The sequence below is a fragment of the Geobacillus sp. PK12 genome (assembly GCF_004123125.1).
GTDB lineage: Bacteria > Bacillota > Bacilli > Bacillales > Anoxybacillaceae > Geobacillus > Geobacillus zalihae.
Map to the genome: position 1 here is coordinate 1 of NZ_SDKL01000020.1, position 16,851 is coordinate 16,851.

15 protein-coding genes and 1 pseudogene are annotated in these 16,851 nt (G+C 56.9%); 9 read left to right on the forward strand and 7 right to left on the reverse strand.

The window, feature by feature from the left end; genetic code table 11:
• Positions 1–163: 163 nt before the first annotated feature.
• The 3 genes from ETR37_RS08250 to ETR37_RS08260 all read right to left on the reverse strand — a co-directional run bounded on the left by ETR37_RS08250 (position 164) and on the right by ETR37_RS08260 (position 2,883).
• On the reverse strand, positions 164–958 hold the full coding sequence (locus tag ETR37_RS08250) for a TIGR00266 family protein (RefSeq protein WP_033006918.1): 795 nt from the start codon (positions 956–958) through the stop codon (positions 164–166).
• Between the two features lie 99 nt (positions 959–1,057).
• Positions 1,058–1,867 (reverse strand): yteA family sporulation protein, encoded by an 810-nt coding sequence (locus tag ETR37_RS08255; protein ID WP_033006922.1) that lies wholly within the window; start codon positions 1,865–1,867, stop codon positions 1,058–1,060.
• 86 nt (positions 1,868–1,953) lie between these two features.
• The gene (locus ETR37_RS08260) at positions 1,954–2,883 is read right to left on the reverse strand and encodes a 1,4-dihydroxy-2-naphthoate polyprenyltransferase (RefSeq protein WP_081133201.1); all 930 of its coding nucleotides are present in this window, start codon (positions 2,881–2,883) and stop codon (positions 1,954–1,956) included.
• A 168-nt stretch (positions 2,884–3,051) separates the two neighbouring features.
• Here ETR37_RS08260 and ETR37_RS08265 point away from each other — a divergent pair, with 168 nt between their 5' ends.
• The 5 genes from ETR37_RS08265 (at position 3,052) to ETR37_RS08285 (ending at position 9,375) form a co-directional block, all read left to right on the forward strand.
• Positions 3,052–4,428 carry an isochorismate synthase gene (locus ETR37_RS08265; RefSeq protein ID WP_033006477.1) on the forward strand — a complete coding sequence of 459 codons (1,377 nt, stop codon included), beginning with the start codon at positions 3,052–3,054 and terminating at the stop codon, positions 4,426–4,428.
• Positions 4,421–6,154 carry a 2-succinyl-5-enolpyruvyl-6-hydroxy-3-cyclohexene-1-carboxylic-acid synthase gene (gene menD, locus ETR37_RS08270; protein ID WP_015375677.1) on the forward strand — a complete coding sequence of 578 codons (1,734 nt, stop codon included), beginning with the start codon at positions 4,421–4,423 and terminating at the stop codon, positions 6,152–6,154. The genes ETR37_RS08265 and menD overlap by 8 nt, the downstream gene beginning before the upstream one ends.
• 11 nt (positions 6,155–6,165) lie before the next feature.
• The gene (menH, locus tag ETR37_RS08275) at positions 6,166–6,978 is read left to right on the forward strand and encodes a 2-succinyl-6-hydroxy-2,4-cyclohexadiene-1-carboxylate synthase (RefSeq protein WP_033006475.1); all 813 of its coding nucleotides are present in this window, start codon (positions 6,166–6,168) and stop codon (positions 6,976–6,978) included.
• The gene (menB, locus tag ETR37_RS08280) at positions 6,979–7,797 is read left to right on the forward strand and encodes a 1,4-dihydroxy-2-naphthoyl-CoA synthase (protein ID WP_011232345.1); all 819 of its coding nucleotides are present in this window, start codon (positions 6,979–6,981) and stop codon (positions 7,795–7,797) included.
• A gap of 105 nt (positions 7,798–7,902) precedes the next feature.
• Positions 7,903–9,375 carry an o-succinylbenzoate--CoA ligase gene (locus ETR37_RS08285; RefSeq protein WP_129447141.1) on the forward strand — a complete coding sequence of 491 codons (1,473 nt, stop codon included), beginning with the start codon at positions 7,903–7,905 and terminating at the stop codon, positions 9,373–9,375.
• Positions 9,376–9,681: 306 nt separating this feature from the next.
• Here ETR37_RS08285 and ETR37_RS08290 read toward each other — a convergent pair whose 3' ends face one another.
• Together ETR37_RS08290 and ETR37_RS08295 are read right to left on the reverse strand one after the other, a co-directional pair.
• The gene (locus tag ETR37_RS08290; protein WP_015731616.1) at positions 9,682–9,879 is read right to left on the reverse strand and encodes a hypothetical protein; all 198 of its coding nucleotides are present in this window, start codon (positions 9,877–9,879) and stop codon (positions 9,682–9,684) included.
• A 65-nt stretch (positions 9,880–9,944) separates the two neighbouring features.
• Positions 9,945–10,106, reverse strand: coding sequence for a DUF1540 domain-containing protein (locus ETR37_RS08295; protein ID WP_015375674.1), 162 nt, complete (start codon positions 10,104–10,106; stop codon positions 9,945–9,947).
• Positions 10,107–10,431: 325 nt separating this feature from the next.
• Between ETR37_RS08295 and ETR37_RS08300 the strand changes: the two genes are divergently transcribed.
• The 4 genes from ETR37_RS08300 (at position 10,432) to ETR37_RS08315 (ending at position 15,508) form a co-directional block, all read left to right on the forward strand.
• A complete protein-coding gene (locus ETR37_RS08300) occupies positions 10,432–10,722 on the forward strand; it encodes a DUF2325 domain-containing protein (protein ID WP_013524471.1) in 291 nt (96 codons plus the stop codon).
• 18 nt (positions 10,723–10,740) lie between these two features.
• Complete coding sequence (locus ETR37_RS08305) at positions 10,741–11,229, forward strand: hypothetical protein (protein WP_015375672.1); 489 nt, start codon at positions 10,741–10,743, stop codon at positions 11,227–11,229.
• 145 nt (positions 11,230–11,374) lie between these two features.
• A complete protein-coding gene (locus ETR37_RS08310; protein ID WP_015375671.1) occupies positions 11,375–13,453 on the forward strand; it encodes a hypothetical protein in 2,079 nt (692 codons plus the stop codon).
• Positions 13,454–13,549: 96 nt separating this feature from the next.
• On the forward strand, positions 13,550–15,508 hold the full coding sequence (locus tag ETR37_RS08315; RefSeq protein WP_015375670.1) for a beta-propeller fold lactonase family protein: 1,959 nt from the start codon (positions 13,550–13,552) through the stop codon (positions 15,506–15,508).
• A 106-nt stretch (positions 15,509–15,614) separates the two neighbouring features.
• Here the strand turns inward: ETR37_RS08315 and ETR37_RS20795 are convergent.
• Together ETR37_RS20795 and ETR37_RS08320 are read right to left on the reverse strand one after the other, a co-directional pair.
• Positions 15,615–15,743, reverse strand: a pseudogene (locus ETR37_RS20795) (cytochrome d ubiquinol oxidase subunit II); the annotation flags it as partial.
• A gap of 48 nt (positions 15,744–15,791) precedes the next feature.
• Positions 15,792–16,778, reverse strand: a complete 987-nt coding sequence (locus tag ETR37_RS08320; RefSeq protein WP_015375669.1) for a metal ABC transporter substrate-binding protein — start codon at positions 16,776–16,778, stop codon at positions 15,792–15,794.
• Between the last annotated feature and the right edge of the window lie 73 nt (positions 16,779–16,851).

A 16,851-nucleotide genomic window follows, 5' to 3' on the forward strand; every position in this document is an offset into this window, starting at 1 on the left:
AGGAGGACGAAGTCCGCTCGCACTTCTGGGGAGTTGCAAGCCCCCACTTCAAGCGTTAGCGAAGTGGGGGCAGTTGACTCAATCATCGTCCTTTTAGGGAATTTCGAGGGAGAAGGCATAAAAGCAAAAGGGCGTTCCGTTTGGCCGGAGCGCCCTTTCTCGCTTAGTCGTCGCCGTCGAGCCAGTCGCCGATGCCGCCGAGGATGCTGCCTTCGCCGACCGACCGTCCGCCGGCGCTCGGGGCGGCAGCGAGGACGCGGTCAGCGAGCCGGCTGAACGGAAGCGACTGCACCCACACCGCCCCGGGGCCGGTGACGGTGGCCAAAAACAATCCTTCGCCGCCGAAGAAGGCGGTTTTGATGCTGCCGACATATTCAATATCGTAGTTGACGTCTTTCGTCATGGCGACAAGGCAGCCGGTGTCAATGCGAAGCGTTTCCCCGGGCTGCAAGTCGCGGCGATGGATCGTTCCGCCGGCGTGCAAAAAGGCAAGCCCGTCACCTTCCAACTTTTGCATAATAAACCCTTCGCCGCCGAAAAAGCCAGCGCCGAGTTTGCGCTGAAACTCAATGCCGACGGAGACGCCTTTTGCCGCACACAAAAAGGAGTCTTTTTGGCAGATGAGCTTCCCGCCAAGTTCGCTCAAATCGACCGGGATGATTTTTCCCGGATACGGAGCGGCGAAGGCGACGCGGCGCTTGCCGTTTCCTTGGTTGGTAAACACGGTCATGAACAAGCTTTCGCCGGTGAGCAGCCGCTTCCCCGCGCCGACAAGGCGGCCAAGCAGCCCTTTTCCGGACGAGGAGCCGTCGCCAAATACGGTTTCCATGACGATGCCGTCATCCATCATCATCATCCCGCCCGCTTCCGCGACCACGCTTTCGTATGGGTCGAGCTCGATTTCGACAAACTGCATGTCATCGCCGTACAGCCGGTAATCGATCTCATGTGCGTTCATCATTTCGCCTCCATTCAGATCATATGACGTTCTGCTCTGTACTACGGAAAACGGCATTGGCCCGTTTCACAAAAAAGACCATCTTGCCGATGGCCTTTTTCATGGAGTCGTTTCCCCAAAATGCTGCTGGGACGGTCTTTCATCGTACCGGCGGTAGCTGTCTTTCGATGTATACGGGTCTTTTTCATACGCCGGCAAATCGCCGATGTTCGACATGATGCCTTCGTCATCCAATATGTTTTCCAGCAGCTCATGCTCCCGCGTCGGGTACACACGTACGTGTTGGCCATGCAAATCGACGGCCGCGAAATTTTCCAAGTCTTCGATATAGCCGACGTTCTCTTCCGACTCGGCATACACTTCGCTGTAGGAATCGACGTTTTTGCCAAGGTCGGAAGGGGTGTCGGATGTGCCGTAGCGGGCTACTTCCTGCCATGCATCTTCTGCGTCGTAAGCGACCGATTCCGTGCGGTCATCGAAATCGAATTTGCCAAACGGCGGCATGAGCACGCCCTCTTCAAGCGGGCGCTTTTGCGACACCGTTTGATCCGGGCTGTGCTCGCGGCAGTAGAGTGTTGTCGGCAGCGCCTCGAGCCGTTCGTATGGGATCGGCCGGCCGCATACGCGGCACGTTCCGTATGTGCCGTCGGCGATGGCGCCAAGCGCCCGTTCAATCTCGCGAAGTTCGCGCTCGGCATGCTCCTTTAGGGCGAGATCTTTTTCCCGCTCATACAGCTCTGTCGCCTCATCGGCCGGATGGTTGTCGTAGCTCGCCAGCTCACCGACCGCATCGTGGGCGTGGCTGCGGATCATGCCGAAATGGTCGTTTTGCTTCAGCCGGTCTTCCGTCTCCCGTTTCATGTCGAGCAGTCTTGAGCGGAGGGCGGCAAGCTGTTCGTTCGTCAGCATCAGTCGCAATCCCTTCCTTCGCAGTAGCGTCTATATGGTGTAGTATGGGCGAAAATCAAAAAAAAAACACGGTCATGTTGACCGTGTTACAGCCAATGGGCAATGAGCAAGCCAGCGGCGAGCAAAAAGCCGAACTGTGTATTCGTTTGCGCCGTCGCCTTCATGGCCGGCATCATCTCGATCGGCTTGATTTTGCCGATAAATCCGCGCGTCGCGGCGATTGCTTTTGGAATGCTCAATAAAGCGAGCAGCGCCCAAAATGGCACGATCTGAAACGCCGCAAGCGCGGCCGTCCAAAGAAAGGCAACGGCGAACATGGCGGCGAGCAGGCGGATGGCCCAATCGCGGCCAATCAAAATGGCGAGCGTCTTTCGCCCTTTTTCACGATCGCCGTCCAAGTCGCGAATATTGTTCGCCAGCAAAATGGCGCCGACCAAAATCGCGATCGGAATGGCGGTGAGCACGGCGCCGCCGCTGATATGGCCCGTTTGGATGAAAAATGAAATCAAAATGATGACAAAGCCCATAAAAAACCCAGCCGCCAGTTCGCCAAACGGCGTATAGGCGATCGGAACCGGCCCTCCGGTGTAAAAATAACCGGCCGCCATGCAAATCGTTCCGACAACGGCGAGCCACCAACTGCTTTCGGCGCAAATGTAGACGCCGATGAGCATAGCCAACCCAAGACAGCCAAACGCCAACGCCAGCACCGTTTTCGGCTTGAGGCCGTCTCGGACGATGGCGCCGCCGATGCCGACCGACTCCGGTGAATCGAGGCCGCGTTGATAATCGTAGTATTCGTTGAACATGTTCGTCGCCGCCTGAATCAACAAAGAGGCGATCATCATCGCGGCAAACAGCAGCCAATCAATCGATGTTTCGCCAAGCGCCAGCACCGTGCCGACGCATACGGGCACAAATGCCGCCGTCAGCGTATGCGGGCGCGTCAGCCGCCAAAAGACGCGCCAGTCGCGGCGCGCCGGCGGGCGATGGTCCATATGTGTGAATGATTGCATATTCATTCCCCTTAGATTCTGTGAAAATGTCATTCGTTTATGTCCAAAATAAGTGTAGGCAAACGTTGAAAGCATGTCAACCCTTCCCGATAGATAAATGATTTCCTATTATATTATAATGGGAAGTGGGGATGGAGGGGGAATTTTACGACAGAAAGCGTGAGGAACGTGGCGATTGGATTTCGACATCACCTGCAGCAACAATTGCATAGATTGGCGGTGAATGCAGGGCGGCCGTTTGTCAGCTGGACGGAACCGTGGGAGGGCGTTGATCCGGTTTCTTTTTTTATGCAAGGGCCGTCATGCGGCTTCCGCGAACGGTTTTTTTGGGCGGATCGAACCGGAGGCACGATATTGGTCGGCCTCGGCTCCGTTTATGCGATCGAAACGGAGAAGGCCGACAGCCGGTTTGATGACGTGGAAGCGGGCCGGCGCCGATGGGAGAAGGAGATGGAGCCATACGGCGCGGCCGATGCGCCGCCGTTATTGTTTGGCGGATTTTCGTTTGACCCCTATCGGCCGGGCACCGACATGTGGCGCGGCTTTCCGGCCGGGAAGCTCGTGGCGCCGGCCGCGCTTCTTGCCGTAAGAAACGGCAAAACGACGTTGACCGTCACCGTCCCAACGGACAAAAGAGGACGGGACTGGGAGCGGGTCGGGCGCTTGCTTGAGCGGATCAGCGACCCTATGGCCGCTCCAAAGCGGCTTCCGCGCCTTGTGTCAGACGAAGAAGAAGAGAAAGAACGATGGTTGGCGGCTGTTCGCGAAGCGATCGCCTCGATTCGGGCGGGGGCGTTGGACAAGGTGGTGCTCGCCCGCGCTCGGCGCCTGGCGTTTGCCAAAACGTTGGATGCCGCGGCCGTACTCCAGCGGCTTCGCGAGCAGCAGCCGTTTGCTTACATTTTTGCGTTTGAACAGGACGGCCGCTGTTTTATCGGGGCTTCCCCTGAGCAGCTTGTCCAAAAAGAAGGGAAAATGTGCCGGTCGGTTTGCCTCGCCGGATCGGTGCGCCGCGGGGCCGCTATGGAGGAAGACGAGCGGCTTGGCGCTTGGCTGCGGGCAGATCGAAAAAACAACGAAGAACATCAGTTTGTTGTGCAAATGATCGGTCGCTTGTTTTCTTCCGTCTGCGAGACGGTCGAGATGCCGCCCGCGCCGCAGCTGCTCAAGCTGCCGCACATCCAGCATTTATGCACTCCGGTTGTCGGCCGTGGCTGCCGCGAGCGCTCGGTGCTCCGCTTAGTGGAAATGATGCATCCGACACCCGCGCTCGGCGGAACGCCGCGCGATCGGGCGCTGGAGGTGATCCGCGCCCTTGAGCCGCTTGACCGCGGATGGTATGCAGCGCCGATCGGCTGGGTGGATGGCGAAGGCAATGGGGAATGGGCGGTCGCCATTCGCTCCGCCTTGCTCGCCGGGAAGGAAGCCATGCTATTTGCCGGCTGCGGCATTGTCGCCGATTCCGACCCAAACAGCGAATATGAAGAGACAAATGTGAAAATGGCTCCGATGTTATCGGCGTTGGGAGTGATGAACGATGGCTGATGCCTTGTCTGTTTATGTAGCGGCATTGGTGGACGGATTGGCGCAGGCCGGGGTGGCGGAGGCGGTGATCAGCCCCGGTTCGCGCTCGACGCCGCTTGCGATGGCGATGGCGGCCCACCCTGGCCTTCGACTATATATGAATATCGATGAGCGGTCGGCCGCGTTTTTCGCCCTCGGCTTGGCGAAAGCGAAGCAGCGTCCGGTCGCGCTCGTATGCACGTCCGGAACGGCGGCGGCCAACTATGGGCCCGCGGTTGTCGAGGCATACTATTCGCGCGTGCCGCTCGTGGTGCTGACGGCCGACCGGCCGCATGAACTGCGCGATGTCGGGGCGCCGCAGGCGATTGATCAGCTGCACTTATACGGACGCTACGCCAAGTGGTTTGTGGACTTGGCGCTGCCGGAAGAGGCGGATGATATGCTGCGATACGCGCGGACGATGGCGGCAAGAGCCGTCCAAACGGCCGCCGGTGCACCGTGCGGGCCTGTGCATGTGAACGCGCCGTTTCGCGAGCCGCTTGTCCCGCATATCGATGAGGCGGTTTGGGAGCGGGTGCGGTCCGTTTCGAGAGCGCCGCAAGTATGGCGCGGCCGCCCAGCGCTGCCGCAAGAGAGCGTATCGGCGCTGTATGAGCAGCTATCGGCGGCGGAACGCGGGTTGATCGTCTGCGGGCCGCTCGATCGCCCTGGGTTTGCCGAGGCGGTCACCGAGTTGGCGCGGGCGCTTGATTTTCCGATTTTGGCCGATCCGCTTTCCCAGTTGCGCGCCGGTACGCATGACAAAACGTACGTGCTGGACAGCTATGACGCCATATTGCGGGAGGAAACCGCCGCTTCCAAGCTTGTTCCGGATGTGGTGCTTCGGTTCGGCGCCATGCCGGTGTCGAAGCCGCTCTTTTTATGGCTCAAGCGCCATCGCGCGATTCGTCAAATTGTTGTCGACGACGGCGGCTGGCGTGATCCGACGTTGTCCGCGGACAGCTTCGTTCAGAGTGATGAATGGATTCTTTGCCGCCAGCTTCTTGAATGGGCGAAACCGAAAGAAAACAAAAGCGCGTGGTCGGCGATATGGCGCGAGATGAACGCGATCGCCCGCGCGGCGCTTGAGCGCCATCTGCCGAAAGAAGAATGGTTTGAAGGGAACGTGTTCACGGAGCTTGCCGATTTGCTTCCAGCCGGGGCGGCGCTGTTTGTCGGCAACAGCATGCCGATTCGCGATGCGGATACGTTTCTCTTTGCGACGGACAAGCCGCTTCGCGTTTTGGCCAACCGCGGCGCCAACGGCATTGACGGAGTCGTCTCGAGCGCCTTGGGCGCAAGCGTTGCCGCGAACCCGCTTGTGCTGGTGATCGGCGACTTGTCGTTTTACCACGATTTAAATGGCTTGTTGGCGGCGAAGATGCATTCGTTGTCAGCTACCATTGTGTTGTTGAACAACAACGGCGGCGGCATTTTCTCGTTTTTGCCGCAGGCGCGCCATAAAGGGGCGTTTGAAACGCTGTTTGGCACGCCGACGGATTTGTCGTTTGCCCACGCCGTCGAGATGTACGGCGGCCGCCATACGGTGCCGCACAATTGGGCGGAGTTCCGCCGCCATGTATCGGAATCGCTGTCGTCAGGCGGGCTTCATGTCATTGAAGTGCGCACGTCGCGCGCGGAAAATGTCCGAATGCATCGATTGTTGTGGAACGAGGTTGCCCGGGAAATCGCGAAATGTCTCGAATGAAGAGGATTGGCATGACCATGATGGTGAATGGGGTTTGTTACCATGCGGAACAATACGGAGAAGGAGAGCCGCTTCTGTTGCTTCACGGGTTTACGGGCAGCGCGGACACGTGGCGGCCGCTCGCCCCGTTTTGGCCGGACTTCCGTGTGATGGCCGTCGACTTGTTGGGCCATGGGCGGACCGAGGCGCCAAAGGACGCCCGACGGTATCGGATCGAACACGCGGCGGCTGACTTGGCGGCGCTCCTTGACGAATGGGGCGTCGAACAAGTGAACGTGCTCGGCTACTCGATGGGCGGCCGGCTCGCGTTGGCGTTCGCCGTTTGGCATCCGCACCGCGTTCGCCGCTTAGTGCTGGAAAGCAGTTCGCCCGGCTTGAAGACAGAGGAGGAGCGGCGCGCGCGGCGGGAAGCGGATGAGGCGTTGGCGCGAAAGATCGAAACGGAAGGCGTCCGTGCTTTTGTCGATGATTGGGAAAAAATCCCGCTGTTTGCCACTCAGCAGGCGCTTCCGGATTCGGTGCGGGCGGCGATTCGCCGCGAGCGGCTCCGTCATACGGCAACGGGGCTTGCCAACAGTTTGCGCGGGATGGGGACCGGCGTGCAGCCGTCGTTTTGGGAGCGGCTTGGCGAACTTGCCATGCCTGTGCTCCTTGTTTGCGGGGAGCACGATGAGAAGTTTTGCCGCATCGCTGCCCAAATGCACGAGCGGCTGCCCAACAGCGAACTTATCTGTGTAAAAGAAGCCGGACATGCAATTCACGTGGAACAGCCCGGCATTTTTGCTAAAATAGTAAGTGAATTCATGACAAAGGGGGAAGTGTAAATGCCGTTTGAATGGGTGAAGCAGTACGACTATGAGGATATTATTTACGAAACGTACAACGGCATCGCCAAAATTACGATCAACCGTCCGGAAGTACATAACGCGTTTCGGCCGAAAACGGTGAACGAGATGATCGATGCGTTTACGAAAGCGCGCGATGATTCGAATATCGGCGTCATCATTTTGACCGGCGCCGGCGGCAAGGCGTTTTGCTCGGGCGGGGACCAAAAAGTGCGCGGCCATGGCGGCTATGTCGGCGAGGATGAAATTCCGCGCCTCAATGTGCTTGATTTGCAACGGCTCATCCGCGTCATTCCGAAGCCGGTTATTGCGATGGTCGCCGGCTACGCCATTGGCGGCGGGCATGTGCTTCATGTCGTCTGCGATTTGACGATCGCCGCGGACAACGCCATCTTCGGCCAAACCGGGCCGAAAGTGGGAAGCTTTGACGGCGGCTATGGCGCCGGCTATTTGGCCCGCATCGTCGGCCATAAAAAGGCGCGGGAAATTTGGTATTTATGCCGTCAGTACACGGCGCAAGAAGCGCTCGAAATGGGGCTGGTCAACAAAGTCGTGCCGCTTGAGCAGCTTGAAGAAGAAACGGTCAAATGGGCGCAGGAAATTTTGGAGAAAAGCCCGACGGCCATTCGCTTCTTAAAAGCGGCGTTCAACGCCGACTCCGATGGCTTGGCCGGCATCCAACAGCTCGCCGGCGACGCGACGCTTCTCTTCTACACGACCGAAGAGGCGAAGGAAGGCATGCGGGCGTTCAAAGAAAAACGGAAGCCGGACTTCAGCCAATTCCCGCGCTTTCCGTGATGGGAATAAAGCAGCTTGATGAAGAATCAAGCTGCTTTTTGCCGCTTTTTCAAAGCGAGGAATGATGGCCGATGGGCGAGAGCGGCAAGAAAGGAGGAACGCTAGATGACAACGATGCCAAACTGGCTGAAGCAGCGGGCGTTTTTAACCCCGGAGCGAATCGCCGTGAGCGACGGGCGGCGGACCAAAACGTTTGCCGAGCTGTATGAAGCGGCTGCCGTCTGGGCGCGGCGCCTCGCGCGGGCGGGCGTCAAGGAAGGAGATATTGTCGCCTTGCTGATGAAAAATCGCATCGAGATGATCGAGATCATCCATGCGTTGTTTTTTCTCGGCGCCCGCGTCCTGCTGCAAAACGTGCGCCTGACGTCCTATGAGCTTGGCTGGCAGCTGGATGACAGCGGCGCGCGGCTTGTCATCGCCGATGAGGAGCTGGCCGGGAGTCTTGACGGCGACGGGCGCGTTCTGACCGTCGGTGCGTTGGCCGCGTTGCCCGAAGCGGACGTTTCCTTCAAGGAAACATGCGATTTGGAGGAAACCGCCACGATCATGTATACGTCCGGGACGACCGGCACTCCGAAAGGCGTCTTGCAAACGTACGGCAATCATTGGTGGAGCGCCGTCGGTTCGGCGCTCAATTTAGGGTTGCATGAGCGCGACTGCTGGCTGGCCGCCGTGCCGCTGTTTCATATCAGCGGCCTGTCGATCGCCATGCGCAGCGTCATTTACGGCATGCCGATGCGGCTGCAAACGTCATTCGACCCGAAGGAAGCGAACGAATGGATCATGCGCGGCGACGTGACGATCATGTCGGTCGTGGCTGCCATGCTTCAGCGGATGATATCGGAGCTCGGGGAAGCGCGCTACCCCGATACGTTCCGCTGCATGCTGCTAGGGGGCGGGCCGGCGCCGCGCCCGCTGCTTGAGGCGTGCAAAGAAAAAGGCATTCCGGTGTACCAGACGTACGGGATGACGGAAACGGCGTCGCAAATCGCAACGCTCGCGCCGGAATACAGTTTGACGAAGCTCGGTTCGGCCGGCAAGCCGCTTTTTCCGGCGGAGCTTTGCATCCTAAAAGACGAAAAGCCGGCTGCGCCGCATGAAGCGGGAGAAATTGTCGTCAAAGGGCCGAATGTGACAAAAGGATACTTGCATCGCCCGGAAGCGACGGCGCAAGCGATCCGCGGCGGCTGGTTTTTTACCGGCGATATCGGCTATATTGATGAAGAGGGATTTTTGTACGTCCTTGACCGCCGTTCTGACTTGATCATTTCCGGCGGCGAAAACGTCTATCCCGCTGAGGTGGAGGCGGTGCTGCTGTCGCATCCCGATGTGGAAGAAGCCGGGGTGACGGGCGTCGAGGATGAAACGTGGGGGCAAGTGCCGTATGCGTTCGTCCGCCTGAAACGCGGAGCGTCGCCAGACGAAGCGGCCCTTCGCGCGTTTTGCCGCGAGCGGCTGGCGAAATATAAAGTGCCGGCCCGCATTTACTTCGTCGACGAACTGCCGCGCAACGCCGCGCAAAAACTGCTGCGCCGCGAACTGAAAAGGCTCATTCCAAAAACAGAACAAACATTTTGATAGGAGTAGAAACATCTGTTCGGAAGCAGAAAAGGCAGGAACTCGCCTAGGCCGAGTTTCCTGCCTTTTTGCCGCTGCCATTCCTGCGGCGTTCCGACCGGGAGGCATGGCGTTCGCCGAATCGAAGCCCTTGCTTTTAGACCGCTGCGATCCAGCTTCATCCATCCGCTTTGTCCCCTGTTGGAGGACGGCAGTCAAACGTCATCCCTTGCACGGCCGATTTCCATCGCGCAGATGGAAACATAGGGATGGCCATCCAACGATGTTTTTTACTCCATCTGGCGTTGGTTTCGAAATGGACGGCCCTCAAACGTCATCCATCCACCCGAGTTCAGCGGCCCGATGGGCGACGAGCCGTTCAATCTCAGGTGGGAGCTGATCAAACGAACCGAACTCATAATCCCACAAACGGGCGAAGGAGTCGATGCAAGCTGGGTATGTTCCTAAAGCGGCCCGCTTCATTTCCGTTTGCAGCGCTTGAATGAGGCTGGCGCGTTTGTCCATCGTCATCCCCCTCGAACGATGCAAGCGCCGCCCGGTCGGCCGGGCAGCGCCTCGTTGGTCTCGCATTATGCTTCATGGGCCGGAACAAACGTTTTGCAGTCTGTTTCCGTGGAATCAGACGCCATGTTTCCGGCATGGCTGACCACGTAAATGGCTTCAGCGCTGCAGCGATTCCCTTCTGCCCAATAACGACAGTTGCGCACTTCGCAAAGAACATCTTTCGCCATGGTCATCCCCCTTGTCGTGATGAAATCGCCCGCATCTATAGTTTGACGCATTTGCAGGCATTTTATCCATCTCTAACCGAGAAGACTCCCGCTTGGGATCAACGGAGGCAGGGGCAATCGACAGCTTCCGTTGCGCCCGTTGCTTCACGCTGTCCCAAATGGAAAGAAGGGCTTCGTGCAGAAATGGTGTTTGCCTCGTGCCGCTGTTGAAGAGGACATCATGGCCTAAAAATAGATGAAAATCTTTCTTATTTTAATTGACACAGAAAATCATTCTCAATTAAAATAAAAGAGAAAAAAGAAGAGAACAAAGGAGGATTTTATGATGGCATCGCTTCTTGTCGTTGGAGCGGATCATTTAGGCCATATTACCGATAAATTGGAGCGTTCCGGATTCCGGGAAATCATTCATCTCAATGGACGAAAAGTGAATATGGTGAAACGCGACATTCCGGAGCATGTCGACGCCATATTGGTCATGATCGATTACGTGAACCATAATTTGGCGAAGAAAGTGAAAGAGAAGGCGAAAAGCAAAGACAAGCCTATTTATTTTGCGAAACGGTCATGGAGCTCGATCAACGCCGTGTTGGAGCAGCTGGAAAAACATGCATGAACAAACAGGAGGCGAGCCATGGTGCCTATCCATCACGAGACGTTGGATGTCTGGCCGTGTGCGCTGCGCCGGTTTCTTCGCCGCGTCATTCAAGCGTATTGCGACACCGCGCCTTCGCTGCGGTCTCCGCTTTGCTTGCTCCGGCTGATTGATCAGCACCGTTCGCTCCTTCCTTTGTCGATGTTTCCGACGCCGTTGCATTATGCACTAGTGTTGGCCAAGGTGACGGATCATTTGCTGCAGTTTTTTGGTTCGATGGAAGAGGCGGCGTGCAAGCCGCTATTGTTGGCGGACGGCGGATTGGGGGAAGAGGCGGATCGAGCGTTGTACATCGTTTACCGCGACCGGGTTCGTGTGCTGCTGTGGTGCGAGGAAGAGGAAGCCATTCGGCGATGCAAAGAAACGGCGTCGTCCTTATGCAGGGACGCGATCGGATGTTGCCCGAACGAACTGGAATGCTGCTTTTTATGGACGGGCGGACGCCGCGTTGAGTGGCTTTCGGCTTGAATGGAAGGACCACAGGCATGAAAAGCGCCGTTTTATAGGCAAAGCGTTGTCGAATCAATTTTGGCTTGAACAAAGAGGAAGGGACGGCGTATAATAAACGTTAGTGAGAATGAAAATCGTTATTTTAAAAATGGAGGAGCAAGCCATGAAACGCATGCCTTGGAAAGTCATGGCCACGTCGGCGGCGGCCTCGCTGCTTTTGGCGTCCGGCTGTTCCGCCGTCGGGGAGAAAGAGAACGGCCGTTCATCGGAAGCGCCGCGCCTGCACGTGCCGGTGGCGGACGATCATTTTGATACGGCCGGCAATATGTTTGCCTACTCGGAATTTGAACTTTCGGGCGAACCGCTCGCTGAAGGGCTCGGGCTTGATTTGGACACCCTTGACGCGAGAAAACCTGATAAACCGACGAAATTCGACTATACGGCTGGCATCGAGTCATACGAGTATTCCGAAGAGGCGATGTACGAAGTGACGGAAAAGTCAGGGCTGGGGCTTCATCTCATCAACGGCCCGATCGCGAAGCAGCGGGCCGAACAGCGGCATCAGCCAGCCGATCAGGCGCTCGCCGACCGTTTTTATGAGCTTGCGGACAGCGTCGGCTATCCGCGCGAGGAACTTTTCCGCAACATGTTCCCAACCTTCATCGAGTACGCCGGCGGCGATCCGCATTATGCACAAAAGGTTGACACGGGCGTGTATGCGGAAAATGATGACGGTACATATGTTCCCGTCTATCAAGTCGATTTCCAATCGCTTCGCTGGGATCGCGGAAAAATGGACAAAGTGCTCACGCCATCGGCTTACGGCGGCGTCTTTTTGAAGCAAGCGCTTTGGGCCGGCGACTTTTTGGGGAATTTTCATCAAAAAGACAGCGATGAAGAGGTGGAGGCGAAAACGCCAAACGACGATCAAAGCGGGAACATCGCTCTTGGCGTCAGCTCCGCCGACGGGATGCAAGGGATGATTTTGACGGAACAAATATGGAACAAGCTGGCTTTTATCCGTGACCATTTATTTTATGATGCGAAGCAACAGGCGTTGACGAAGGCAGCCGGCAGCCGCTACAACCCAAGCGGGGGATTTGTCTATTTGCCGCACGCGGTGGAAGTGGCTGAAGGGGGAAGCGAGCTGGCGCCGGATGCGGCGAAGTTGGTCGTCAAAGATCCCCGCAGCTTGCTTGAGGACCAATGGCTCATGCTATGGCCGGCGGCGGAGTTTTTCGGCATGACCGACCAGCGGCCGGAAAACAAAAACCAAAACCCCGCGTTTTTGGCCGTGTTTGACGGAAAACCGTTCCCAAGCGCGCCAAAGGAAAACCTTGACGCGACGACGGCGAACGACCGCGTGGCCGACGACCCGTATTCCGTCAACCGCGACGTGCTGCTGCAAGTGTTTCGCAACATCGATGCCATGCATTTCAATGAAAAAGCGGGCGCGTTTGTGACCGAACATGACGGGCGAACGCAAGGAAATCGGGTCGATACGTTCCAAGCCGGCTATACAATGGAAGCGCTCCGCATCTTCGAACGGGCGATTGACGGGATGCCGGTCGGCTATGCGAGCGGAGAGAGCGCCAAAGGGCTCGGCACGCCGGAAGGAAAGCGGGCGCTCGAGCTCATCCGCCGGCAAGCGGATTTTATCATGCACAACTTGATGCGAAAAGACGGACTTGTCGAAAACGGCTATACGATCGGCCAAGGGCCGGATCAAGACGAGCCGACGCTTCTTGCCCAGCTTGGCGCGATCCGCGGGCTGACGGCGGCATTTTTGGCGACGAAAGACGAAGCATACCGCGATGCGGCGCGCCGTGTTTATGAGGCAATGAACAAACATTTTTGGGATCAAAAATGGCACGTGTACCATACGGGAGAAAAAGAGGACAAGTACACCCCGTGGCTCGCCGGCGCGTTGTCGGGGGTGTTCCGCGTGGCCTTGCAAAACTTGAACAACGACCAAGCGGATGAGACGGCGAAATCCCTTGACCGCGAAACGATCATCTCCCGCTACGTCGACTTTTACGACCGAATCGTCGACGGCCCGACGCTTCAGGAAGGGATGCAGGCAAGCGAGTTTTGGGATACGGGAGATGTCTACATCAAAGGGAAAAAATTGGGCAACACCGATCATGACCATGTCCCGCAAGTGCAGGCGGCCGGCGGCCCATACGGCGTGGCGCCGGTGTTGCGGACGGTCAAGGTCAACGTTGGATCCGCCAACAAATAACAGAAAGAAAGCGGCGAATACGATTGAGATTCGCCGCTTTTCTTTGTAAAATTGAGGATGGTTATCATTTTCGTGAAAAAACGGGGGAATATTGAAATGCGAAAATGGTGGTTCGCCGCGGCGATCGCCACGCTGTTGGCCGGCTGTCAGGACGAAAAGGCATGGCATGAGCAGCCGAAAGTGGTCAGACATGCCCCGGCGCACGGCGACAACATCGCCGTAAGCAGCGACGGGCGCTATGTCTACACCGCCAACATCGATGTGGATACAGTGACAATCATCAACGCGAAAACGAAAACGAAGGAAGCGGAAATTCCCGTCGGCCGCGAACCGCGCCAGCTGGCGCTCAGCCCGGATGGACGGACACTGTATGTTTCCTGCATGTACGATGATGAAGTGGACGTCGTGTCGCTTGACAAGCGGAAAGTCGTCGACCGTTGGAAAACGGGGATCGAGCCGTTCGGCATCGTCACCAGTCCGGATGGGGCGGAAGTATATGTCGCCAACTACCGCTCGGGCACGGTCTCGGTGTTTGACGCCGAGAGCGGGAAGCGGACGAAAGACATCCAAGCGGGCGATCGGCCGCGGGCGCTGGCGCTGACAGCGGACGGAAGGAAGCTGTACGTGACGCAATATTTGGCGGCCAAAGTCACCGTGATTGACACAAAGAAACGGCGGGCGGTCAAGGAAATCGCCCTCGCCCCGTCGCCGGACAAAGCCGATCGAAAAAAGAGCCAAGGCGTTCCGAACACGCTTGAGCAAATCGTCATCGCCTCGGACGGCAAAAAAGCGTATATTCCGCACTTATTGACGAACATCGATACGCCGATCCAATTTGAGGAAACGGTCTTTCCGGCCATCTCGGTCATTGATGCAACGAAAGACGTTGAGTTGCCGGACGAGCGGAAAGAGCTGTTTGCCGCGATCAATGTCACGGATGTTCATAACGAGACGATCATCGTCTCCAATCCGTACGATGTGGCGTTTTCCCCGGACGGCGGCAAAGCGTACGCGGTCATGTCTGGAAGCGAGGACCTCGTCGTCTTTGACTTGCGACGCGGCGGCAAGGCGACGCAAATTTTGCGCCGCATCCACGGCAACAATCCGCGCGGGATCGCGATTTCGCCGGATGGGAAGACGCTTTACGTCCACAACGCCATGAGCCATGATTTGGCCGTGATCAAAACCGGAGGAAAAAGCCCATATGCGAAAGCGAAGCAGGAAGATGGCACGATCCGCCTCATTGCGAAAGATTCGCTCTCCCCGCTCGTGCGTGAAGGAAAAACGATCTTTTACAGCGCCAACAGCGACGAGTTTGCCATCAACATCACAGGGAACAATTGGATGAGCTGCGCTTCGTGCCATAGCGACGGCGACATCAACGGCTTGACGCTCATGACGGCGAAAGGGCCGCGCAACGTGCCGAGCAATATTTTGGCGACGAAAACCGGGCTGTTTATGTGGGATGGGTCGCGCGACGATTTTACCGACTACATTCATACCGTGCAAGGCGAGATGGGCGGCATGACGGCGATCGACCCGTCCAAGCCGCTGCCGCCGAACGTCCAGCATATGTTTGACGCCATTCTCGCCTACTTGAACGACCCGCGCTCGTTCCCCGTGCCGAAAAGCCCGTACCGGAACCGCGACGGCAGCTTGACGGCGGAAGCGAAGGAAGGGGAGCGCCTGTTTAACGGGAAAGGGAATTGCTTAAGCTGCCATGGGGGCGAGTATTTCACCGACAGCGTCAAGGCGGTCGGGCCGGACGGGAAATTGACGACTGCCAATACCGCCTACTTGCACGACATCGGCACGGCCAATCCGAAGGACCGCGCCTCCAAAGGCGACGCCCGCGCCCGGTTCACAAACCCGCGGACGCCCAAGCAGTGGGATACGCCGACGCTGCGCGGCGTATGGGCGACAGCCCCGTATTTGCATGACGGCAGCGCGAAAACGATCGAGGAAGCAATCCGGCGCCATCGGACGAAAGAAGTGCAAACATTGACGCCGGGAGAAATTGCGGCCATTGCGGCCTATGTCCGCTCGCTGCAATAGTGAGAGTGATGGGTGAGGAAAAGGGGGCTTTTCTTTCTGCAGGGCAGAAGATAGCACCGTCATAAAGGAAGGTGTCCCACGCGTGTTGGGGACACCTTTTTCCTTGTTATTTTGGCCGTACATAGCGCTTATCGTGCATAAACAAACGCCAGAAATAGACGAAGCCGGGAAACAAAATGAGAAAGCCCACGATGTAGGAGGCAAACAGCGCCCGGAATGTATCCGGATGGGGAAAAGGAAACGAAACCGCCTGCCTCAATCGAAAGAGGCAGGCGGTTGTATTTCAATGAAGGGCTTTTTGCAGCACGCGGAGATTCTCGGCCATAAGGGAAAAGTAATCTTTGTGGGCTTTTCGATCTTCATCGGTCAGCGATTCCAAGTTATGCAGACGGAGCGGCTTGGCGCCGATTTCGTTCTGAATCACTTCCGCCGTTTTGGGATGAACATTTTGTTCGAAAATGACATAGCGGATGTGATGCTGTTTGGCTGTCTGGATGAGCTGAGTCAGCTCTTTTTGCGATGGTTCGTTGCTCGGAGAAAGCCCGGAAACGCTCAGCTGTTTGATTCCGTAGCGGTCTTCCCAATATCCGTAGGCTTGATGGGAAACGAGTATCTCTTTTCTAGGAGCTTTCTCCACTGTTGAACGGAATTGCCCGTCAAGGCGCTCGAGTTTCATCTTTAACGTTTCAAAGTTTTGCATAAACAGGTCTTTTTTTTCAGGTTTCAGTTCAATCAGCAAATCGCGGATGTTCTTGGCGATCGCAATGGAGCGGATGGGGTCAAGCCATACGTGAGGATCTTTGTCTCCGTGTTCATGGCCATGTTCTTTCTCATGTCCCTCTCCGTGTTCGTCTTTGTGCCCTTCGCCATGCGCATGCTCCTGTTCATGGTTCGATTCAAGCAATTCGATGCCGTTTGTAGCAACGAGAAATCGGACGTGCTCATTTTGTAATGTTTCCTGCAGTTTTTCGGCGAACGGTTCCATCCCGTGGCCAATGTAAATGAAGGCGTCCGCATCGGCAATCTGCTGCACGGTTTTGGTTGTCGGTTCGAACGTATGGGCTTCCACTCCCGGCGGGTAAACGCTTTTGACGTTCACGGCGTCGCCGCCGATTTTTTTCGTAAAGTCTTCAAGCGGATAGACGGTTGTATAAATCGTTAGCTGATCGTTCGATGTTTGGCCCTCTTTTGTTTCTGGCTTCGATTGACAGCCGTATAGCAAGGCGCTCGTCGCCAAAAGGAAAGACAAAATGATGGACGTTGCTCTCATGTTGAACTCCTTTCTGGAATCAAGATGTCCGCATTTATTATATCGTAATCATTACGATTTACAAGATCGATCA